The organism is Microcoleus sp. LAD1_D3, from assembly GCF_036702135.1.
In the GTDB taxonomy this organism is placed as follows: Bacteria; Cyanobacteriota; Cyanobacteriia; order Cyanobacteriales; family Microcoleaceae; genus Microcoleus.
In genome coordinates this window covers 14,164-34,441 of sequence record NZ_JAUBSB010000035.1, presented here as the reverse complement: position 1 = coordinate 34,441, position 20,278 = coordinate 14,164, and the positions used below count along the sequence as shown (strand labels likewise).

Below are 20,278 nucleotides of genomic sequence, written 5' to 3'. Positions count from 1 at the left end.
AAAGGCTGAGATTGTTTGTCCATGACTCTCACGAACAATCTGCACAAAATCAGTAACTTTGGGTACACCAGGGGAGAAATTAACTTTCAGTTGCAAGCCCCTCCCTTAGAAGTGGCAGACTTAAGAAAAAAGTGCTGCCCTCCCCCAAAACGCTCTCCACCCACATCCGGCCCCCGTGCTGCTGCACGATACTGCGACAAATAGCCAGCCCCAAACCAGTACCTCCCTTCTGGCGAGAATCAGAAGCATCAACCTGTTGAAAGCGTTCAAAGACCATCTCCAGCTTGTCGGCCGGAATACCCCGTCCTTGGTCTTTCACAGCAATCACGATGTACGACGAGCTCGTCCCTGGCAAGTGCGGATGGGCGGCGGCAGGCTCAGGAGACAACAAAGACGGAGACGACACCGACTTCAACCCAGCTTTTTCTGTCAAATCCCGATTGTGGGTCAACTCCCCGCTCAGCCAAACCGTAGCCCCGGAGGGAGAAAATTTAATAGCATTGCTGAGCAAATTTGTCAAGGCTTGAATTAGCCGATCGGGAACAGCTTGCAATTGCGCCCCCACAGGTCTCACCGACAGAGTAACCCCCGCCTGCTGAGCCATTCCCTGCATCTCGTCAGCCGCCTGCAACATCAGCTCAGCCACATTGCAAGTTTGTTTGATGGCAGTGTTGTAACTCGACTCCATCCGCTCTAAATCCAGGATGTCGTTGACCAACCGCACCAAGCGGTCAGTATTAGTGACAGCAATCTCCAGCATCCGCTTGGCTTTCACGGGGTAAGCGTCAAGCAGACCGCTGTTGAGGAGGCCGAGGGCGCCGTGAATCGAGGTCATGGGCGTCCGCAGTTCGTGGCTGACAACAGAGATGAATTCATCTTTCATGCGCTCGACGGCAAGCCGATCGGTGATATCCTTAAAAGTCACTACAGCTCCAATAATTTCGCCTTCTTCTCGCATCGGAGCGACAACGTACTCAACCGGAAAACTGCTGCCGTCTCGCCGCCAAAAAATCTCATCGGTGACGCGCCGCGCCTCTCCGTCTTCCAGGGTGGCTAAAATTTGAGAACTTACCCGAGACGGCAGCAGTTTGCCCGCCTGCGGTGCGGCGCAGTGTTGGACAAGTTCAGAGCCTGAATTGATGTGTGTTGCAGATGACAGTTGCTTGATCGCCTTTGAGCATGCTTCCTGTGAACGGTGTAAGCTTTCATAGAGCGGTCGATCAATCAATTGCTTCGATTCGCACCCAGCCATTCTCACCGCCGCAGGATTGACAAAAGTTACTTTTCCCTCTTTGTTTAACCCGCAAATTCCTTCTCCTGCGGAGAACAAAATCATTTCTGTTTGGTGGCGGAGTTGTTCAAAGGCTTTTTCGACTCGCTTGCTGTCGCTGATGTCGCGAGCGATTGTGGAAACGCCCGTTAACGCTCCTGTGGCGTCTTTAATCGGAGAAATAGTCAGGGACACATCTATCTGTTGGCCGTCTTTCCGCAAGTGCACGGTTTCGTAATGGTCGATGCTGGCTCCAGCCCTAATATTTTCCAGAATTTGGGGCATTTCCTTGGGGCGTTCGGGTATGGCTAAAATCTCGATCGACTGCCCCTTGATTTCTGCCGCACAGTAGCCGTAAATCTTCTCGGCTCCTCCGTTCCAGCTCAGAATTGTCCCGGTGAGGGTTTTGCCGACGATGCCGTCGTCGGAAGACTCGACAATCGACGCCAAGCGCACGAGTTCATCTTGTGCTTGCTTGTGTTGGGTAATGTCGCGGCCCAAAATCACTATACTTTTGCGTCTGCCGTCGGGGTGAAATACAGGTACTTTAATCACATCGTAGATTTTCACAGTACCGTTTGAGCGGGGAATCACTTCTTCTCCCCTAGAAAGCTCACCTTTTTCCCACGCTTCTTGATCGCTCACCTCGCACCCCTCTAGCGCCTCGCGGTAAAAACTGCTGAGTTCTCCTAGCTGAGAATCTTTGAGGCCGCGGTAGTCTATCTTTTCTAGCTCGAACACTTCCAATATCGCTCGATTTGCCTCCTGCCACCTGCCCTCGCCATCTTTGAAGCAGACAATATCTGGCATGGCATTGATCAGCGAGTCAAGATAGGAGTTTTCTCGCAGTGCAGTTTCTACCTCGGCCCGCTTGGCGATTTCCCGTTGCAGGTTTTCGTTTGCCGTTTGCAGCGAGTCCTTTAACAAACTTTCTGTAAAAGTTCTTTCTTTAATTACTTCCTGAAGTCTGTGGAGTTCTAGCGACAGCCGCCTGCGGGCCAACAAATTTTCTACCCGCAAGTGCAGTTGGGCGGCATCGAGGGGGGTTGCTATCAAATCGTCAATTCTGCGATCGAGTTGTTTGGCCGGCAGCGAAAATTGCTCAGAAAGAACAGGTGTTTGGGATTTGCTAAGTAGCAAGAATGGTAAAAATATCGGCTCGGCGGCTGCTTTTAATTTTGCTACCAGCGACCCGATGCGCTCGAAATTTGCCTCATCGAGAATGCACAAGTCAAAAGCGATTTGGGGAATGGGAAATTCGGAATTGGGATCTAAAGCGCGATCGAGTGCGATCACCTCATGCTCGGTGTTGAGGTGTGCGATCGGCAAATTAAGTTGTTGGTGGCGATCGACCAATAATAAAAGACGGCTCATTAGTTTGTTAATTTCCCCATGACTAATGATATGATGTCCGGTAAATTAACCATTCTGCGGCTGGTAGTGAGGAATTCAGTCCTCATAAACAAGAGGACTGAATTCCTCACTACCAACAAATTTTATAGCCCTATATCGACCGGACTCGATCGAAAGTATCAAGGCATTAGACAGCCAGAGTTGAAGACCCAATTCAATAAAAAGTGATAATTGTTTAATTGTTTGTTCGTTCAAAAAATGACTAATTACTGTTGACTAATTCAGTTGGGGGCGGGTTTATATGTATTTGGGTTGGCTGTTCTATTTTGTTTGTTAAACCCGCCCCTACAGACTAATGACTAATGACTAATGACTAATGACTTTTTACGGCATCCCTATCGGAATCAAAGCATCTTCCGGCATACAGGTAGAGTAACGCTCCCCTTCCGATAAAACCGCAATCAGTCGCAGCGACCAGTCGGGCATAATCTGCAAATCAGCCCAGGGCACTGCTACCTCCAAACATTTATCCAGTCCCACTTGGGCCCGGCTGATGCGGGGATGCCACTCATCGCCCTCTCCTGCTTCCTGAAACCAAATCGATTTCGTCAGCAAATTAATTTCTAACTGATGGTGGAATCGGTAGTTTAGCGGTGCTTCGTCAGGTAAACCAGACAGCGGAATCAGACTGTTGTTCATCGTGCGATCGGGATAAAACCAGAACAGATTTAACTCTGGAGGGCAATCAATTCCCGGCCGCACCCCTGCCTTAAAGTCGGCGCGAATGTAAAAATTCAAGTGGTCAACCCCGTACCAAAGCCGCTGAATTGCCGAACTCCGGTGCATCGTACCCCTTGCTCCCCCAACTTCAATCCGACCGGCTTTGTCCCAATCCTGTTCGTTGCCGATACCGTCAATCACCGGGTGAATAAAGCTCATCGGCAGGTGGTCGCCTTGAACCTCGTGCGCCTCTACTTGCCGCCGCACTTCCGGGGGTACGGGCTCGCCGAGAGCTTCGTAAATTGCCGCTACGTGTTCGCGGAATAGCTGGTCGAACATGGCATCTTGGTTCGACGTGTGGCCTTCGCCAAACCACCAGAACCAGTCGGAACCTTCGGCCGCATAAAGCGCTTCCCAAGCTTCTGGATTGGTTTCTTCTGTGGCTTCTGGATGGTTTGCCAGCATTTGTCTCGCGGGCCCTAATATGTCCCAAGCACGATTTTTCGCGGGATCGCCGATCCAAGTTGTGAGGGAACCGTCTACCCAGGAACCGGTGTGCAGTTGGGCGGCGGGTATTGTTTCGGTTGCTGGGAATTGGTCGAGAAATTCCGAGACTGTGACTAATTTGATATCTGGATTGTCGCTGAGAGTTTGATAGAGGGATTCTAAGAACGGTTGACCGTCTTGGGGATAGAATTCCCAGCAATTTTCGCCGTCCAGGGCGATCGTAACTAACCAGGGATTTTCTAAAGCTGTTTGGCCGCCGGATTGTCGGTGTTTGAGAGTTCTGCCGATCGCTTCTAAGTGTCCCACTAAATCTGATGCTGCTTTTTCCGGTTCCATCGAACCGTAGGTAAACCCGATCAAGTCGGACAATCTGTGGTCTCTAAATACTATGGCCAAATCGCCGTCAGGAGTTTCTAAACGGTAAGGGCGATATAACAATTCTGGTTCGTAGACATTCCCCGCCGCGTCGCGGTTGAAAAAGTGTTTAATTGTCGATCCCAATACTGCTTCATCCGAGACTATCCATTTAAAGCCTTGTTTAGCAATATAGGGCAAAATTTCCGGGCTGACGGCTTGTTCCGACGGCCACAAACCGCGCGGTTGGCAATCAAACCGGTCTTGATACATTTCCCAGGATTTTCTCAAGTGTCGCGGAATATCCTCTTCCCACTGAAACCTGTGTTGTGGCAGCGTCATGTTGGGAATAGCTATGCGGCCGCCATTAGTGTCAGCAAGCAGCGGTAAAATCGGGTGCGTGTAGGGGGTGGTAGAGACTTCCAACTGTCCCTCAACTTGCATTTTACGGTGCTGGGGAATGATTCTGGCAAGGATTTCTTTTTGTTTGGAGTAGATGTTTTTTCTGTCTACCAAACTAAAATTTTGTCCTTGTTTCAGCCACCCTGCAATCTGGGGGTCGTCCCAAAACAGGGGGTCAATCCAAGCTAAATTATGCCACGCCAGCAAGTCGCTAAAATCCTGCAACTTCCAGTTTGCCAAACACCACTGAATGCCTTTTTCCTGCCGCTGAGTGTAGAGTTGAGCGTAGCGAGGGTGGGGCTGAATCAGGGTGTGGTAATTGGCGTCAAAGAAGTGTTCTAAAATAAACTCTTGTTCGTGGATGTTTAAAGTTTCTGTTGGCTTTAATGTCACCGCCAAATAAGGGTCTAATGCTTTGTCTGCAATGCAGTCTTCTATCTGCAAAATCAAGGAAGGAACCAGGTTTACAGTTTGATGCAGCTTGGGATATTTTGCCAGAAGTAGGACTAAATCCAAGTAGTCTTTGACTCCGTGCAAGCGCACCCAGGGCAATCGGTACTCGGATGCTCCTGTGCTAGCTGATACTCGGGATTTGTAGAGGGGTTGGTGTTGGTGCCAAATGAAGGCTACGTAAAGGGGATGAGACATTGAATTTAGTAATTGGTAATTAAATTTGGTAATTGGTAATTAAACTTGGTAATTGGTAATTGGCAATTAAATTTGGTAATTGGTAACAGTCAACTGTCAACTGTCAACTGGTAATTGGTAACAGTCAACAGTCAACAGTCAACTGTCAACTGCCAACTGCCAATTGCCAACTGACTAATTACATTACCTGTTCGACTTCGGCAATTTCTGGGATAGCCTCGCGCAGGCGACGTTCAATGCCCATTCTCAGAGTCATTGTGGAACTCGGGCAAGAGCCACAAGCTCCTTGCAGTCTCAGGTGTACCACTGGGCCGTCAATTTCTACGAGTTCGACGTTGCCGCCATCGGATATCAGGTAGGGGCGCATTTCATCGAGAACTGTTTCGACGTTATCTCTGGTTAGTGCTAGTGTCATATTTCGCCTCTGTGATGATTTATTGCAGTTGATGAAAGTTCGATTTGACTCAAGGACAGCATTCTCAACCCGCGCGGGATTTAAGAAACCGGGTTTTTTGATAAAATACTTAGGCACTCAGGTGAGCCCGCGGCAGGAAACCCGGTTTCTGTCACGCTGATGCTCGATCCCAATTAGCTCTCTCGTTCGATCGTAGCGTTACTTGCCGCCAAATCAAGTTGATTCTGATACGTTAACCAAAAAAACCCGTTTTATTTAAGAAATCGGGTTTTTGATCGCGCTACACTACTGCTGGTTCTAGCAGTTTGACGTTGGAGTAGTTGAACTCGGTTGTTGTCAGTTGACCTTTTTCTTTGGCTCGAACTACTTGCTTGGTCATGACATAATAGTCGCCTATCTTCTCAAAGGTATCTTCAAATTCGAGTTCTTTGATGATTTCGTCTGTTTGAGGGTTGCGGAAAACGGCATCGTAGTGGCTGGCCAAAGAACCTTCGGGTGTCTCTAAGCTTTTGTGCGTGTCAATTACGAAAGCCATGCGGCCCATCACCCGGCTGACTTGACAAATTGAGAGACCTCGGATTTTATAATTCGATCCCATTGAGTCGCCTTGCACCAAGATGTCCACAGCGTCGGTGCTGTCCTTCTCGCCCAGGGTGAAGCTATTTTTGCCGTGAGATTTTTCAAATGTCGAGCGCTTGCGGTGGGTGACAATATCGCGCATTTGGGTGTAAACGCTTTGCTGCACTTCCTCATCTTCAATGCCGCTGACTTCCACGCTCATGTCGGGTTTGATGGAAACATGACCCGTATATACTTCGTCGCCCTGTTTGAGTTCAATATCGGCACTGTAACCGGGAAAATTGGCATCCCAGGTATAGCGGTGTTCGTAAGCAGCGCGAAACAAATCGCGAGCGTTGGCTTGCTCTGTCATAAATCCCTCTTTCTCTTGACACCCATCTAGTTTAGCTTAACCGCGAGAAGCCCCACATTCACTGGGTAGGGGAGTTACCCGCACTCCTGGCGAGCACTTCTTGGGGGTGCTGCTGGGCTGGCAATTAGGGCGCAACAAGAATTTACTTTCTCTAACGGTTGCTATGATTTGAAAATAAAGTCACAAAATGCCTGGTTATTGAGAGCGCTATGGGTCGATCGCCAGACACCAGTCTTAGTTATGGGTTATGTTGAAAAAACTTGTGTCCGCTTTTTAGGGGTTGCACCCGCAGGCAACTATTAGATTCCCCCCTTAATAAAATGCTAGAAACTGTCTACAAACACTTAGAGACATTGCAGGAACAAGCTAGAAAATTGCCACACCCCCAACAGGCGATTTTCACAAAAACCTTGGAAGATTTATCAAATTCTTTACAGGAAATGGCAGCCAGCCGTATGTTTGAAAGCGCGACAAATAACGCAGCAAAGCTGGTTGAAATAGAAAAAAATAATCGCCTCTTGGAACGCACTGTAGCCCAGCAAGTAGGGCAAATTAGACAACTACGGGAGGAGTTGGAAAAACAAATCAGCCAGCATCGCAGGGACACTCAAGCATTAACTAAAAGTGAAGCCAAACTGCAAGCTATGCTGCGTAATTCTCCCGATCTAATTAGCATTGTCGGCTCCGACGGGCGAGTTCGATACCACAGCGGAGCCCTACAACGGCTTTTGGGTTACAACCCAGAAGAAAGAATTGGCAAATTTCACGGCGAGTTAATTCATCCAGACGATTTGCTGGCTTGGCAGGGGTATTTTGGTAAGTTGTTAGAAGCTCCCGGAATTGGGGGGGCGATCGAATATCGGAAACGCCACGCTGACGGTTATTGGGTCTACATGGAGTCGATAGGTAACAGTTTGGTTTACGATTCTAGCGTGCAGGGAATTATAATTAATTCGCGGGAAATAGGAGAACGAAAGCAAGCCGAAATCGCAGTCAGAGAGTCGGAAGTCCACTACAGAGTTATGTCGCAAATTACTTCGGATTTTGCCTATTCTTTTAAGGGACTGCCAGACGGTAAGTTCTCCTGCGAGTGGGTAACAGAAGCTTTTGAGCGCTGCATCGGGATCGTTACTGAAGAATTAGAATCGTTTGGTTGGTGGAACTCCGAACTCGTTCATCCCGACGACAGGGAAATGTTAATTAAACAGTTAGAAGGCTGTACTTTCAGCCGCACTGGAGCTAATGAGTATCGCATTATTAATCAAAAAGGCGAGGTGCGCTGGGTACGGGACTATTGGCAAGTGGTGTGGGACAAAACTGCTGAACGGATTGTCCGTTTGTGGGGGGCTTGTCAGGAAATTACCGATCGCAAGCAAGTAGAATTGAAACTGCAACTCGTTAACCAAGTTTTGCAAGCCCAGATAGCATCGGCGCCGTTGGCGATTAACTGTACCAGCAATGACGGCAATACCGTTGTTTGGAACCGCGCCGCCGAACAACTTTTTGGCTGGAGTGCGGCTGAGGTTTTAGGGAAACCTTTACCGAATATTCCTGAAGGCCAAAAGCAAGATTTTTACGCGCTGCTAAAGTCTGCGTCTAATGGCAAACCGCAAAACGGTTTGGAAATATCTTTGTTGAAAAAAGACGGTAGTTCGATCGATGTTTGGCTTTGGGCCGCACGGGTGCGAGATGCGGGCGGCCAGACTGTCGGCAGTATTAACATATTTTCTGATCTTTCAGAACGCAAGCGCATAGAGGAAGAGCGCCAAAAGCTAGCAGCGATGAAAGATATGGAGGAGCCTTTTTGGGCGCGCTATGTCAGCCCTCCAAAAACTCCGAAAAAAAAGGGCGATGGGTAATCTGAGCAAGCACAAGTTAAGAGCATAAAAAGTGTGAAAGTGCAATCTTATGCTTGCAATATCATTTTCGGTAAAATAACCTATTTCATGGGAGTCGTTTGAGCGGACATAATATGATAAATACACCCGGCTGCTCGGTGTAGTAGTTGCTATGCTGTACTGTGTAAAACGATAATTCCCTAAAAAGAATTGATTAACCAGCTACCGAATTGATTGAGGGAATTTATAGATAAAGTGTCAGCTTTTTCAGGCGGAAAACTTGTTGGCAGAGTAAATATTAGACTTGTTAAATACGCTACTAGAAGGTTTACTGATGCCCAGATTTCTCCTGGGTTCTGAAAGTGGCTAACTCTGTGTGAGTCTGGCAAGCTTCACTTAACTCAATGTAATCTAAGATATTGGAAATTACCTGAGAAAGGTGGATAGCCGAACGGTGAGCTTCTTGGATAAAATCTCTCTCCTCGATCGGGTCGTCAGCTTGATCGTCTATGGTTAGTTGTAGATAGCCGATGATGTGATTTAGGGGAGTGCGGAGCTCGTGGGACGCCTTCAACAAAAATTGCTTTTTGAGCTGAGATAGTCCTTGTACTCGCTTGCTGCGCTCTTGGTAGAGGGTAGCGAGGGCGATCGCACTTCCTACTTGCTCGGCCAGTTCTTGTGCGAATTCGATCTGGCATTGAGTCCAAGGTCGATCGCCATTACCCTGCCCAGACGATCGGCCCTCGCACCGATGCAAGCTAATTATGCCGTTAGGTTGCTCTTGATAAGCGGTAGCCACCACTAGCAGCGACTGCGGCCCAAAAGGGTCATTGGCTGCAAAGGACTCTACTACCACCGGTTCGAGGGTGGCTAGAGCTTGAAGGAAATGAGGTGCTGCTGTGAGCGAGATTTCCATTCCCAGCATCGGTAAAAATGGTTCTTGGCAGTATTCAGCAGCTACTTTGACTTGCAGGCTAGAACTTTCATAGGGACAAAGGATACAGCGGCTGACGCCTAGTGTTTCTCCCAGACTGTTAACTGTTTGCTGCCAGATGGTATTGAGGTCCAAGGTTCGACGAATATTTCTGCCAATTTGGAGTAAAAGCTTTTGCGATTGAGCTGATATTTGCTGATTCATAGCAACCCTTTTTCTACTAGACTGGCAAAAGTTTACCACTCCGGCAACAGAGCTGGGAGTTACTGAATTTGCCAGCCTGCCACTGTCCGACTTATGGATTACGTAATTCTACTTAAATATTGCCACAGACCGTCAAACATTACTAACTATTTGCGCTGTCTTTACAAGATATTTATGATTTTCAAATAGAAGGGAGAGCGTCCTGTTTTCTTAAAAATCCTTTACAGTAGGGGATTGGAAAGCTGAATCAGTGCTAAAAGTAGGCATTAAGTTCTTGTCAAGTTGGCGGTTTGTGGCGGTTTACTAGGAGGTGTGGGCTACCAGCCGACAGATTAAAGATGAGCTGTTATCCGTATCCCCCGGATTTGATTTATGCCAATTCTGGGTGGGGATCGGAAGTGGCGTGGGTGATCAATATGAGTCCAAAACTCCCAAGGAGGGAGCTGGGCGACGGATAAAAGTCAAAATTGATACGCTGGTGGGCGATCGAACTGTGTTTATAGGATAATTACCAATTATTGATGACTTTTATTCACGCAACGGAACTTACGAATACAGAAATATAGCAATTTGTAAGTGAGTCCGGTAAAGTTTGGTAATTGGTAATTGGTAAGAAAGCTAGGGAGTACCTCACGAAAGTTGAGAACCGCTCTCGCAGTTTTTTTTCGGCTTCCTGATTCCCTCTTGCTTCTTAATTTTTGCTGATTGCTGATTGCTGATTCCTTCAACGTCCCGATGACCAATTACTGATGATTAATTACCGATGATTAATTTTTAAATAGTGGTTCTTGATAAAGCGGCACAGTAAAAGTAACCGTCGAGCCGAGTCCTTCTCCCATACTGTAAAAATTTACTGTACCCCCCATTGCTTCTACCAGTTTTTGAGAAATAGCCAACCCCAAACCGGTGCCGCCGTATTGCCTGGTACGATCGCCATCCACCTGAAAAAACGACTCAAATAATTTATCCTGCTTGTCGAGAGAAACGCCAATGCCAGTATCAGCGACTCGGATTTTTACCATTCCGGGGAACTGCTGGTTGTGAACAGTCACCTTTTTCTTAATAACCTCGGCACTGATACGAATTCCCCCTTCCCCGGTAAATTTAATTGCATTGCCCGTGAGGTTCAAGATTACTTGAAGCAGGCGTTGGTAGTTGCCATACAAAATAATCTCGTCCTCCACAGCGGGTTTTTGGATTTGAAATTGCAATCGCTTTTGCTCGACTTGAACCCGTGTAAAGTTCTCAACTTGTTGCAACAGTTCACCGAGTTTGACGGGAGCGAGGTCTAACTCCATTTTGCCAGCTTCGATTTTAGCGACATCCAAAATATCGTTAATCACATTGAACAAATGTACTGCTGATCGGTAAGCTTCTTCGATAAATTGGTGCGCTTCTTCGGGGTCATCTGCCATGCCGTCCATAAGCAGTTTTAAGAAGCCGAGGATGCCGTTGAGGGGGGTGCGGAGTTCGTGAGAAGTATTAGCAAGAAATTGACTTTTAAGTTGGGAAAGAGCCACGGCTTCGGCGCGGGCCTGTTCTAATTCTTGGTAAAGTGTAGCGTGGGCGATCGCACTGCCGACTTGAGCGACTAACTCGCGGGCGAATTCGAGTTCGAGTGGACTCCATTTCGGGGAACTGCCACAGCGGTGCAAACATATCAGTGCATTGGGTTGGTCTTCATAGGAGGTAGCTGCTACGAGCACGGAATGGCGGTGGAAGGGATCCGTGGCGGGGGAGGCGTAATCGACTGCTACTGGTTTTAAGGTGGCTAAAGTTTGAATCCACCCTGGCTGTTCGGCTGCGCGCAGTTCTAATCCCAGCATAGAAGAGTAAGCTTCTTGGCGGTATTCAGCTACTACTTTAAAAGTTTTTGATTGGAGATTTTCGATTTGAGTGGGGGAAATCCGGAGCGAGGGATCGCGAGCTATTGACTGTTGTAATTCGGCTGCTGTGGCGGTTAAATTTCGCTGATTTTCTGAGGTAAGGAAGGGGGATATTTCGAGATTTTCGCTGTCTTTTTTGTAGGAACAGATGATGCAGCGACTCGCGTTCAAAACTTGACCCAAGCTGTTAACAGTTTGCTGCCAAATTGTGTCTAAATCAAGGGTTTTATGCAGGTTTTGAGCGATTTGGGAGATAATTTTACGGTCGATTTCCGAGTAGGGAGGGAGCGATCGACCGGGGATACGGCTCGCTGGAAGCGGCATTTGTGGGCGGGCGTCCAAGGGGGATGGCAAAGCTCGATAGAGCATGAATTCTGGGGAATCTGGCCGTCTGTCTGTGGGTTTGTCAGACAGGAGCCTTCCCATAACTAAGACTTTTGCAGCTTTGCCGTTTGAGTCGATCGCCGGAGTGAGTGTCAAATCGAAGAGCAAATATTGTCCGGCGTGGCAAAATGGATAGCTGAATCGTTGCGGCACGAGGGTTTCGAGCGCTCGTCGCAGGATATCGAGATAAGGCGCAGGGGCGATGGGTTGCAGGGTTTCGCTGAGGGGGCGATCGACAATTTGTTCTGCTGTAAGGTTGTACTGTTCGGCTTTCTGCCAATAAAAAGATAGATATCGACCAGAGGCGTCTTGGGTAAATACTAATTCTGCTCCTAACTCTTGAAAAAAGGCTGTAGAGGCGAAGCTCGATCGCCGGAAATCTGTGTTAGAGTCCATCAGAGTAGGGGATGAAAGTAGTTCGGATTTTGGAGGTTTGAGTTTTTAATAAACAACTCAATACTCCCCATTGTTTAGCGCTTATACTGTTAATTTGTGAGTTATTAATTAATTAAAAAGTGGTTGGCTTTTTAATTAAAACATTGCTCGCTCAAAACTCACCATTTGCAAAAATTTTAGGCTTCTACTATTGACTTTTGAGTGATTAATGAACTCATCAAATATTAAATTTTTAATTCTGAACTCAACTCAAAACTCACAACTATTCGTGTTCAGCCGTTTTGGGTAATTTAAAGATAAAAATTAAGATTGAGAAATTAGGAATCTGCACCGATTAACTATCAAGTGTGAAAATTACGCCAAAATATGAGGCTGCGAACAACTCTAGTCAGGGAATGGCTCACGCATTTTTTGCCTCACCTGAAATAGTTCCGAGGTTGTGATTTAGCCGAGTTCACTCGCCCACCACCTGTAGCTTTAGCCACGAAATCTGCAGGAGATCGCCGGCGCGAACTAAATTTCACAGCCCGCAGATTTGCGCGCCGTCTGGGCCCAGAGCACCTCAGTCGTTCCACTCACCGCGTGGCGGGACTGGGGGGTTGCGGCGCAAACCCAGAGCCAGCTCGTCTTCGCGGCGCTCGCCTCGGAGCCACTGCTTGATTGCTGTTTCAATGACTTTGCTGGGGTCATTCGTCAAGTGCTTAATTTGGTCTAGCAGTTCAGGATCGATATGGATGGACAGTTCGACTTTTTCTGACGAACTGTGGGATGGTATTCTTGAGTCGCTCATAGTTAAAAAATCCTAGTTTTAATTCTTAAGTTTCAATTCTTTTGATGACAACCGACTGGACTAGATATTTGAAGTCCCTGATTTGCACCCAACCTTTCCTCAACCGCTTAACCGCTTTCTGTACAATGAGAGAGAGAAAAGTTTTTTCCTTTTGCGTGTCCGGGCTCGGTCGGACACTTGAAAGGGTAATAACTGATACTCTTGAGGTTTGCCTCAGTTGTGGTTTCATCTCAATCCCCAGTAAGAGGTTGAAGTAAGCACTCTACTCTTGCTTGTGTGATCATACAACAAAAAGTATCCTTTGCCGATTAGCTCTTCGATAAAAAACATGACTAACGTTCCTGTATCTCGCATTCGTAATTTTTCGATTATTGCTCACATCGACCACGGAAAATCCACCTTGGCCGATCGCCTGTTGCAGGCGACTGGGACTGTGCAGGCACGGGAGATGAAGGAGCAGTTTTTAGACAATATGGATCTCGAACGCGAACGCGGCATTACGATCAAGCTGCAAGCGGCTCGGATGAATTACACTGCCAAGGACGGTCAGGAGTACGTGCTCAACCTGATCGACACTCCCGGACACGTGGACTTTTCTTACGAGGTGTCGCGATCGCTCGCTGCTTGCGAAGGGGCGCTGCTGGTGGTAGACGCATCTCAAGGCGTGGAAGCACAAACCTTGGCAAATGTCTACCTTGCCTTGGGAAATAATTTGGAAATTATTCCAGTTTTAAATAAAATTGACCTGCCGGGGGCAGAACCGGAACGGGTAAAAGGGGAAATTGAAGAAATTATCGGTCTGGACTGTAGCGGGGCGATTGAGGCTTCGGCTAAGGAAGGAATTGGTATAGATGAGATTTTGGAGTCGATCGTCGAATTGGTGCCGCCGCCGCAGGATACTGTGGACAAACCGCTGCGGGCGCTAATTTTTGATAGTTATTACGACCCTTATCGCGGGGTAATTGTGTATTTCCGGGTGATGGACGGAAGTGTCAAAAAGGGCGATCGAGTTTTGTTGATGGTTTCGGGTAAGGAATATGTCATTGATGAATTGGGCATCCTTTCACCGACTCAAGTTCAAGTAGATGAACTGCACGCGGGGGAAGTTGGTTATCTGGGCGCGGCAATTAAAGCCGTAGCTGATGCTCGCGTCGGCGATACGATTACTTTGGTCAAAAAGCCTGCACCGGAGCCTTGGCCGGGTTATACAGAGGCAAAGCCGATGGTTTTTTGCGGCTTGTTCCCGATCGATGCTGACCAATTTCCAGATTTGCGGGAAGCTTTAGAAAAACTCGAACTCAACGATGCGGCGCTTTCTTACGAACCAGAAACTTCTAGTGCGATGGGATTTGGTTTCCGCTGCGGTTTCTTGGGTTTGCTGCACATGGAAATTGTGCAAGAAAGACTGGAGAGAGAATACAATTTGGATTTGATTGTTACGGCTCCTTCTGTGGTTTATCAAATCACAACAATTAAAGGGGAAGTGTTAACAATTGACAATCCCAGCCACTTGCCAGATCCTCAGTATCGCGAGAAAATTGAGGAACCTTATGTGCGGGTAGAAATGCTGTCGCCGGAAACTTATGTGGGCGCGCTGATGGAACTGTCTCAAAGTCGGCGGGGCATTTTTATGGATATGAAGTATCTGAGTCAAGGCCGAACTACGCTGGTTTACGAGTTGCCTTTGGCGGAGGTGGTGACGGACTTTTTCGACCAGATGAAATCGCGATCGCGCGGTTATGCGAGCATGGAGTATCACCTCATCGGTTATCGCGAAAATCCGTTGGTGAAAATGGACATTTTAATTAATGGCGATCCGGTTGATGCTTTGGCAATGATCGTACACCGCGATAAGGCTTACAATGTGGGCCGCGGATTGACGGAAAAACTCAAGGAGTTGATTCCTCGCCACCAGTTTAAGGTGCCAATTCAAGCGACAATTGGCGCAAAGGTGATTGCTTCGGAACACATTCCGGCTTTGCGGAAAGATGTGTTGGCGAAGTGTTACGGCGGTGATATTTCGCGGAAGAAGAAGTTGCTGCAAAAGCAGGCGAAGGGTAAGAAGCGGATGAAGTCTGTGGGTACTGTGGATGTGCCGCAGGAGGCTTTTATGGCTGTGCTGAAGCTCGATCGAGATTCGTAATCTGTGTGGCTTTTTGTCAGGAACAGGCTTTCGGGCCTGTGTCACAAACAGTCAGTATTCTTGTCGGTTCTAGGAACAGGCTTTCCGGTCTGTTCCACAAATGGGGTTCTAGGAACAGGCTTTCCGGCCTGTTCTACCTTTTGCAGATTAAGGGCGATCGCTCTTGACCAAAGAAATTGGTTGAGCTAAACTAAAACTTAGTTTAAATTGCGTATAGTAGATGCACATAATCAGCTACAAACGGGTGCGTGAATACAGCGAAACTCATGCTGATTGCGGGGAAGCTTTGGATAACTGGTTTAAAATTGCTAGCAAGGCTAAATGGTCTAACTTAATTGAGGTACAATCTGTTTTTCCTAAAGCCGAAGCAGTTGGGGGGTTTACAGTTTTTAATATCAAAGGTAATAATTATCGATTAATCTTTAGTATTGATTATGAAAGCCAATTAATTTATATCAAATATATTCTCACCCATGCTGAGTATGATAAGGAGAAATGGAAAAATGACCCTTACTTTTAATCCCGATAAATACAAAGAATTATTGTCTCAGTATCAGCCGAAAATAATTAGAACTGAAGCGGATAATGAAAAGGCTCTCGCTATTGTGGAAGAGTTGATGCACCAGCGCGATCGAACTCCTGAAGAAGATGAGTTATATGAATTGCTGATTGCATTAATTGAAAAATTTGAGCAAGAATACTATGCACCGGGAGCCACAGCTACCCCTAATTCAATATTGCTGTTTTTGATGGAACAAAGAGAGTTACAACCGGCGGATTTGGTGGGAGTTATGGGGTCTGAAAAAAGAGTGTATGAAGTGGTTAATGGTGAGGGAGATATTGGCAAAGAGCTGGCATTGATTCTGGGAAGTTTTTTTCATGTAGAGCCGAGTTTGTTTTGTAATTAATGGAAGCCGAGTATAAGAGAAAAATAAGAAGTTGAAATAAGTGAAATTATGGCTGCAGCGTGAGTGGCGATCGCCCGATCGCATTACAGCTTACTACAACTTAAACAAGAATGCTTTGTTGAAACTCGCGCTGAATTTCATCTACAACTTTGCGATCGCTCAAATCGCGATGCCACCAGTGGCTACAGCCATCTTGACAATATTTGCAGTACCTGCGCGCATCGGCAATTGCCAATAAACTCATTAACAGGAAAAAGGTTTTGATAGATTCTGAGGCCGGCAGTTTCAAAAGCTTTGCCATTTGTTCTTTTAATCGCCCTCTACTCAGCAACACACAAGGGGTGTAAGTTGGGCGAAGTTTTGATTTGGCAATAGCTAGGGAAACATCTTCTTCTCGCGCCCCTGCTTGGAGGGTCATGTAGGATAGCCGCTGCAATATTTCCTGCTGGTATTGGGCTGGGAACCTTAAAAACCACTTTTTTGCATCTTCTTGGCTAATTAATTCTTGTTGAATTTGATTGATTGTAATTTCATCGGCTAGATTCATTTGCCTCTCCTAAGTCTGGCTGAAATATAACGTGAGGTTCTCCTGAGATGAGGGGGCCAGTAAAATATCGATTCCCGTTTCTCGACCTGAACTATTAATTTCGCCACCACTTGTACCGCGAGGGACGGAACTGCGAGCGGAATGCCGCTGGCGAGACTTACCTAACATTATATAGTCCCAGTCAGAAGTTGGCGTAGTTGTCCCGTTTGCTCGACTGCCAACAACTATGATGGTTTGTTTTGTCCGATCGGCTGCATTCTGAATTCTCCTGGCATCTTCTGGAGATATGCCTGCTTCTTGCCATGTTTTTACACCTCTCATTTAATGAATATTAGCATTGCAGTAGGCGAGTTTTTTCGCACTTCTCGATTTAAAAATTAAGCACGATAAATCAAGTTTTAGTTTCAGTCATCTGTTGATTTGAGCTGGCCGGATGCTTTTGCTTGGTCGATCGCCTCTTGAATCAGAAGGTAGACAAAGTTGGAGATCGATCGCTTTTCGAGATCGCACAACTTTTCGAGCTCCTTTTTAGCCTGTGTTGGCAAAACCACTGAAATCCGCTCGCTGTCGCTCATGCCTTGCAATCTGTTGGAAGTTTCCCTAATTGTGCCACCTCGTCCGTCCAGCTTGCAATGGGCGATCGTCGGTCGCTATCGCAGTCAATCAGATGCGGAGGGACATCTTCAGTTGTTTCGGCAACGAGTACCCAACATCCGATTTGAAGTGGTGTTTGATTTACCCTCTCGCCGAGGATAACTTTTTTGAGGGAGGGTTTTTGATAAGTTAACTGTAAAATTATCGAGGGCGATCGCACTTTTGGACATGAAGGGCGATCGCTTTTCAATTTAAGGGGATAGGTGAAGGGGCAACCCACACTCATAAAGGTGAATCAAAACACCCATTCATGGTCTGGATCATTAAGTGCAGCTTTTACAGATGCTAAGTTTGCAAGGTCTTGGAAAGGACTCGACTTAGCTATTTCTGTAATTGAATGTAAAGCTAATGCTAACTGTTCATTATTGCCACTAGCTATTGCCGAATCCACTACGCTAAAAAGATCGCGAAAATTTTCTGCACGCTCATCAAATGAGCGATCGAGGTACTCCATCATCCAATCGCTCTGGGCTTTAATCTGAGCGATGGTTGTTTTCTCCCATGCATCAATTTCACGCCGTTTAGTCTGCTCCTGCTCTGCCACCATCTTGTACTCAGTGTAAGCTGAGACAAGTTCCTGTAAGCATTCAGCAGGACTGGTGATTTTTGAGATGCCTCGCGAAACTTCTTTTGCTATCATGTCAACTTGCCTCAAATAGTACCGTATTTAGCTTGGATTTTAGCAGTCGCAGGGTTGAGGTTTCCTTCGCTATCTAAGACAGGGGTCTTCATAATTTCTGCAAGCGATTTTACCAGAAGCGCTACCTGTTGCAACTTACGCACATCTGCATTTTGATTTCGCTCGAATGCCTGGGATTCAAGTTCGTTAAGTCCGAGAACAGCACGAGAGTTCAAGTTATTCACCACATAGTTAAGTTCATTAATCCGTCGCTGGACTCTTTCCAAAAAGTCTTTAGCAGCATCAATTTTAGCGATTTCTGTATAGACCTTGGCTTCATATTCTCGTGCTTTTGTCAAAGCTTTTTCACCTTCACCAGCAAGCATGAAGCCACCAATTGCCAAGGCTGGACCAACCATAATACCTCCAAGTACAACTGTACCAACTGCCATGCCACCGCCACCAGCAGCCAGAGAACCACCTCCCAGCCATGCAAGAGTCGCATTCCAAGCTGCTGCACCGCTGATCCCAGCGATCGCAGTGCCGGTACTTGCTGTCCCAAACAGTCCGATCAAGCCAACTGCACCTTGACCTGCCGCTACTGCTGCCCCAGCAGCTTTAAAACCACCTTTGACAAAGTGTTCTGCTTCTAAAGCCGCAGCTTTGTACTCATTAATCTGCTGAATAGAAATGCCTTCTAATCCCTCCAAAAACTGCTTGTCGCTTAGAGAACCACGCTGACCAATACGCTCAATAAATTTGACAAATCGCCCAATTGTACGAATTTTGATATTTAGTTGCAGTTGACCGTACTCTTCTGCGAGATTTTGAGTGCATTCCCATTCGTTTTTCAAACGATTGCAAGCACGTTCATGTTGTTCTTGAGCGCTCTTGCCCATTTTCTTTGCATCGTTCATGTCGGAAACACCTGCAATACCAGCTCCAACGCCAAGAGCGGAAGCAGCTATAGCAGCAGCACCCAAAATAATCGGGATTATAAAAATCATAAAATTTTCCTCAAAACTAATGATTCAGCAATGCTCAATGAGTCTAGTCATTAGCTACTTCAAGCTAGCTCTCTCGTCATTTTGACTCATTGCACGTAGATCGGGATATTCTACTTATAATAATCTAATTAACCATAGCTTTTATCTTACACTCATCAGTAATTATGTTAGACTTATATCAGGAATTTTTACCCCACTCGCCTATGCCGCCAGCCGACGAGCAATTTACCGAAGCCGCGAACCACTGGGACTTAGAAACCCTCTATGCAGACCTGGCCTCGGCCAAGGGAAAACGCCTCACCCCAATGGAAAAACGACACCTTCGCGGTCTACTCTGTGGCTATAGTCCCTCTGAAATCGCAGAAAAGCTCCAAAAAACCCCCAAGGGAGTTGAAACTGACCTATGCGCTACCTTATATAAGTACGTTAAAAGTCTGGTGGGTAAAAGCGTTGAAAAGATAGAAAATTGGAGAAATATTGCTGAATGGCTTGAGGATGCTGGATATAAAACTAAGCCACCGGCTAAATTACCTATTCAAAACGGTTTATCTGAAAATAGTAAAGTTAATGTAACTAATATAAGTTTTGAGAACAATCAAATAACAATTGATGTTTTCCTACAAATAACTGTACCGCTACCTTCAGAACTCTCAATACAAAATCTAGACCTCAACGATAACAACGGTAACTAAAATTTTGCCACAAATCAACAGATTGGTAGCGCGTGAAGCAACTAAAATCAGGAAGCGCGATCGCCCTTACGGACTCAAGCAACAACCTCAGCAATAATGTTTATCTTATCTATTATGCCAAATATTTACATTATTGGCGGCCCTAAAGGTTCAGGTAAAACTACAGTTTCCCTGAGATTATTACCCTATTTTTTAGAATGTTTTGAATAGGTAAATGCAGATGCGATCGCCGCCGGAATGTCCTAATTCACTCCACAGTCAGTTGCATATTCTCGCAGGACGCTTAATGATAGAAAGACTGCGAACTTGATCAGACTCTGGTACTGATTTCGCCTTCGAGACAACTTTAGCGCCTCGTAAATTTGCTCGATTCCTGAGAAACTGTAAAACTAAAGGCTATACAATCAACCTGATTTATTTCTGGCTGCAATCTCCAGAAATCCCAATTGAACGGGTGCAACCCTGAGTTGAAAGTGGCGGACATTCTATTCGCGAAATCGACATAACTTCTCTCATATTGCTTTTGAGATAAATCGACCCTCGTTTTTTCAAATAAACCTGTGAAGCGCAGCTATCCCCTAGGGCATCGCCCAACCTCCAACCGAAGTCATCAAATAACCAATAATCACTAACAAATAACAGAACTGATGTCAACAGTGTTTTTTCGGAAATATTA

General features: G+C 46.5%; 18 protein-coding genes. 6 read left to right on the top strand and 12 right to left on the bottom strand.

Features of this window, described 5'->3' with window-relative positions:
• Positions 1-79: 79 nt before the first annotated feature.
• From QUA74_RS19185 to QUA74_RS19170, 4 genes are all read right to left on the bottom strand, one after another.
• Complete coding sequence (locus tag QUA74_RS19185; protein ID WP_333332304.1) at positions 80-2,644, bottom strand: PAS domain S-box protein; 2,565 nt, start codon at positions 2,642-2,644, stop codon at positions 80-82.
• A 363-nt stretch (positions 2,645-3,007) separates the two neighbouring features.
• Entirely contained in the window at positions 3,008-5,254 is a 2,247-nt protein-coding gene (locus QUA74_RS19180) for a glycoside hydrolase (RefSeq protein WP_333332301.1), read from the bottom strand.
• Positions 5,255-5,432: 178 nt separating this feature from the next.
• Positions 5,433-5,669 (bottom strand): NifU family protein, encoded by a 237-nt coding sequence (locus QUA74_RS19175; RefSeq protein WP_006632519.1) that lies wholly within the window; start codon positions 5,667-5,669, stop codon positions 5,433-5,435.
• Positions 5,670-5,949: 280 nt separating this feature from the next.
• A complete protein-coding gene (locus tag QUA74_RS19170) occupies positions 5,950-6,600 on the bottom strand; it encodes a DUF3386 domain-containing protein (protein ID WP_333259261.1) in 651 nt (216 codons plus the stop codon).
• A gap of 320 nt (positions 6,601-6,920) precedes the next feature.
• On the opposite strand from QUA74_RS19170, the gene QUA74_RS19165 reads away from it, so the two are divergent.
• The gene (locus QUA74_RS19165) at positions 6,921-8,459 is read left to right on the top strand and encodes a PAS domain S-box protein (protein WP_333332298.1); all 1,539 of its coding nucleotides are present in this window, start codon (positions 6,921-6,923) and stop codon (positions 8,457-8,459) included.
• 307 nt (positions 8,460-8,766) lie between these two features.
• On the opposite strand, the gene QUA74_RS19160 is transcribed toward QUA74_RS19165, so the two are convergent.
• The 3 genes from QUA74_RS19160 to QUA74_RS19150 form a co-directional block, all read right to left on the bottom strand.
• On the bottom strand, positions 8,767-9,576 hold the full coding sequence (locus tag QUA74_RS19160) for a GAF domain-containing protein (protein WP_333332296.1): 810 nt from the start codon (positions 9,574-9,576) through the stop codon (positions 8,767-8,769).
• Positions 9,577-10,343: 767 nt separating this feature from the next.
• Positions 10,344-12,242: an ATP-binding protein gene (locus QUA74_RS19155; protein WP_333332294.1), complete on the bottom strand. Its 1,899-nt coding sequence runs from the start codon at positions 12,240-12,242 to the stop codon at positions 10,344-10,346.
• A gap of 562 nt (positions 12,243-12,804) precedes the next feature.
• On the bottom strand, positions 12,805-13,032 hold the full coding sequence (locus tag QUA74_RS19150) for a hypothetical protein (protein ID WP_333332291.1): 228 nt from the start codon (positions 13,030-13,032) through the stop codon (positions 12,805-12,807).
• A gap of 328 nt (positions 13,033-13,360) precedes the next feature.
• On the opposite strand from QUA74_RS19150, the gene lepA reads away from it, so the two are divergent.
• The 3 genes from lepA to QUA74_RS19135 all read left to right on the top strand — a co-directional run bounded on the left by lepA (position 13,361) and on the right by QUA74_RS19135 (position 16,083).
• On the top strand, positions 13,361-15,175 hold the full coding sequence (gene lepA / locus QUA74_RS19145; protein ID WP_006632512.1) for a translation elongation factor 4: 1,815 nt from the start codon (positions 13,361-13,363) through the stop codon (positions 15,173-15,175).
• A 220-nt stretch (positions 15,176-15,395) separates the two neighbouring features.
• On the top strand, positions 15,396-15,695 hold the full coding sequence (locus QUA74_RS19140; RefSeq protein WP_333332288.1) for a type II toxin-antitoxin system HigB family toxin: 300 nt from the start codon (positions 15,396-15,398) through the stop codon (positions 15,693-15,695).
• Positions 15,679-16,083: a transcriptional regulator gene (locus tag QUA74_RS19135; RefSeq protein WP_333332285.1), complete on the top strand. Its 405-nt coding sequence runs from the start codon at positions 15,679-15,681 to the stop codon at positions 16,081-16,083. Before QUA74_RS19140 ends, QUA74_RS19135 begins: the two co-directional genes overlap by 17 nt.
• A 100-nt stretch (positions 16,084-16,183) precedes the next feature.
• On the opposite strand, the gene QUA74_RS19130 is transcribed toward QUA74_RS19135, so the two are convergent.
• From QUA74_RS19130 to QUA74_RS19120, 3 genes are all read right to left on the bottom strand, one after another.
• Positions 16,184-16,630, bottom strand: coding sequence for a DUF5958 family protein (locus tag QUA74_RS19130; protein ID WP_333332282.1), 447 nt, complete (start codon positions 16,628-16,630; stop codon positions 16,184-16,186).
• Positions 16,631-16,639: 9 nt separating this feature from the next.
• A complete protein-coding gene (locus QUA74_RS19125; RefSeq protein ID WP_333332279.1) occupies positions 16,640-16,951 on the bottom strand; it encodes a nucleotidyltransferase domain-containing protein in 312 nt (103 codons plus the stop codon).
• Positions 16,952-17,034: 83 nt separating this feature from the next.
• Complete coding sequence (locus tag QUA74_RS19120; RefSeq protein ID WP_333332276.1) at positions 17,035-17,205, bottom strand: ribbon-helix-helix domain-containing protein; 171 nt, start codon at positions 17,203-17,205, stop codon at positions 17,035-17,037.
• On the opposite strand from QUA74_RS19120, the gene QUA74_RS19115 reads away from it, so the two are divergent.
• Positions 17,204-17,386: a hypothetical protein gene (locus QUA74_RS19115; RefSeq protein WP_333332274.1), complete on the top strand. Its 183-nt coding sequence runs from the start codon at positions 17,204-17,206 to the stop codon at positions 17,384-17,386. The two genes, QUA74_RS19120 and QUA74_RS19115, sit on opposite strands and share 2 nt — an antisense overlap.
• 133 nt (positions 17,387-17,519) lie before the next feature.
• Here QUA74_RS19115 and QUA74_RS19110 read toward each other — a convergent pair whose 3' ends face one another.
• Entirely contained in the window at positions 17,520-17,924 is a 405-nt protein-coding gene (locus QUA74_RS19110; protein WP_190740856.1) for a hypothetical protein, read from the bottom strand.
• Between the two features lie 11 nt (positions 17,925-17,935).
• Positions 17,936-18,910 carry a hypothetical protein gene (locus QUA74_RS19105; RefSeq protein WP_333332271.1) on the bottom strand — a complete coding sequence of 325 codons (975 nt, stop codon included), beginning with the start codon at positions 18,908-18,910 and terminating at the stop codon, positions 17,936-17,938.
• Positions 18,911-19,113: 203 nt separating this feature from the next.
• Between QUA74_RS19105 and QUA74_RS19100 the strand changes: the two genes are divergently transcribed.
• Complete coding sequence (locus tag QUA74_RS19100; protein ID WP_333332268.1) at positions 19,114-19,602, top strand: helix-turn-helix domain-containing protein; 489 nt, start codon at positions 19,114-19,116, stop codon at positions 19,600-19,602.
• Positions 19,603-20,278: the final 676 nt, after the last annotated feature.

Excerpts from the sequence above, each read along its gene's own strand:
- QUA74_RS19185 (WP_333332304.1), bottom strand. The coding sequence starts at position 2,644 with ATGAGCCGTCTTTTATTATTGGTCGATCGCCACCAACAACTTAATTTG.
- QUA74_RS19180 (WP_333332301.1), bottom strand. The coding sequence starts at position 5,254 with ATGTCTCATCCCCTTTACGTAGCCTTCATTTGGCACCAACACCAACCC.
- QUA74_RS19175 (WP_006632519.1), bottom strand. The coding sequence starts at position 5,669 with ATGACACTAGCACTAACCAGAGATAACGTCGAAACAGTTCTCGATGAA.
- QUA74_RS19170 (WP_333259261.1), bottom strand. The coding sequence starts at position 6,600 with ATGACAGAGCAAGCCAACGCTCGCGATTTGTTTCGCGCTGCTTACGAA.
- QUA74_RS19165 (WP_333332298.1), top strand. The coding sequence starts at position 6,921 with ATGCTAGAAACTGTCTACAAACACTTAGAGACATTGCAGGAACAAGCT.
- QUA74_RS19160 (WP_333332296.1), bottom strand. The coding sequence starts at position 9,576 with ATGAATCAGCAAATATCAGCTCAATCGCAAAAGCTTTTACTCCAAATT.
- QUA74_RS19155 (WP_333332294.1), bottom strand. The coding sequence starts at position 12,242 with ATGGACTCTAACACAGATTTCCGGCGATCGAGCTTCGCCTCTACAGCC.
- QUA74_RS19150 (WP_333332291.1), bottom strand. The coding sequence starts at position 13,032 with ATGAGCGACTCAAGAATACCATCCCACAGTTCGTCAGAAAAAGTCGAA.
- lepA (WP_006632512.1), top strand. The coding sequence starts at position 13,361 with ATGACTAACGTTCCTGTATCTCGCATTCGTAATTTTTCGATTATTGCT.
- QUA74_RS19140 (WP_333332288.1), top strand. The coding sequence starts at position 15,396 with ATGCACATAATCAGCTACAAACGGGTGCGTGAATACAGCGAAACTCAT.
- QUA74_RS19135 (WP_333332285.1), top strand. The coding sequence starts at position 15,679 with ATGACCCTTACTTTTAATCCCGATAAATACAAAGAATTATTGTCTCAG.
- QUA74_RS19130 (WP_333332282.1), bottom strand. The coding sequence starts at position 16,630 with ATGAATCTAGCCGATGAAATTACAATCAATCAAATTCAACAAGAATTA.
- QUA74_RS19125 (WP_333332279.1), bottom strand. The coding sequence starts at position 16,951 with ATGAGAGGTGTAAAAACATGGCAAGAAGCAGGCATATCTCCAGAAGAT.
- QUA74_RS19115 (WP_333332274.1), top strand. The coding sequence starts at position 17,204 with ATGCCTTGCAATCTGTTGGAAGTTTCCCTAATTGTGCCACCTCGTCCG.
- QUA74_RS19120 (WP_333332276.1), bottom strand. The coding sequence starts at position 17,205 with ATGAGCGACAGCGAGCGGATTTCAGTGGTTTTGCCAACACAGGCTAAA.
- QUA74_RS19110 (WP_190740856.1), bottom strand. The coding sequence starts at position 17,924 with ATGATAGCAAAAGAAGTTTCGCGAGGCATCTCAAAAATCACCAGTCCT.
- QUA74_RS19105 (WP_333332271.1), bottom strand. The coding sequence starts at position 18,910 with ATGATTTTTATAATCCCGATTATTTTGGGTGCTGCTGCTATAGCTGCT.
- QUA74_RS19100 (WP_333332268.1), top strand. The coding sequence starts at position 19,114 with ATGCCGCCAGCCGACGAGCAATTTACCGAAGCCGCGAACCACTGGGAC.